This is a genomic window from Desulfopila inferna (assembly GCF_016919005.1).
GTDB lineage: Bacteria > Desulfobacterota > Desulfobulbia > Desulfobulbales > Desulfocapsaceae > Desulfopila_A > Desulfopila_A inferna.
This window is the reverse complement of sequence record NZ_JAFFQE010000032.1, coordinates 1-460: the sequence shown is the minus strand read 5'-3', so window position 1 is coordinate 460 and position 460 is coordinate 1. Positions and strand designations below refer to the sequence as shown.

At 61.3% G+C, this 460-nt stretch carries 1 protein-coding gene; it reads left to right on the top strand.

Going from position 1 to position 460, the window contains the following annotated elements; genetic code table 11:
- The coding region (locus JWG88_RS21300) for a cytochrome ubiquinol oxidase subunit II (RefSeq protein ID WP_504153530.1) at window positions 1-460 on the top strand (460 nt) is incomplete at both ends.

Sequence of the window (460 nt, the reverse complement as noted above, 5' to 3'; positions counted from 1 at the left end):
GTGGTCGATCCCGTGCATGATCGTGCTGGTCCTGGCGGTCCTGACCTGGCGCTCGTCGCACGCACTGGATCCGTACCGTCCGCTGGATTCGGACGTCAAGCCGGTCACCATCGAGGCGATCTCGCTGGACTGGAAGTGGCTGTTCATCTATCCGGAAGAGAAGGTGGCGGTCGTCAACGAAATCAAGTTCCCGGTCAACACGCCGCTGAACTTCAAGATCACGTCCGATTCGGTGATGAATGCGTTCTTCATCCCGCACCTGGGCAGCATGATCTACTCGATGGCTGCGATGGAGACCAAGCTCCACCTGATCGCCAACGAGACCGGTGAATTCCCGGGCATGTCTTCGCACTACAGCGGCGCGGGCTTCGCCAAGATGCACTTCACCGCCTACTCGGTCACCGATGCCGAGTACCGCCAGTGGCTGGACCAGGTCCGCGCCGGCGAGCAGACCCTGGAC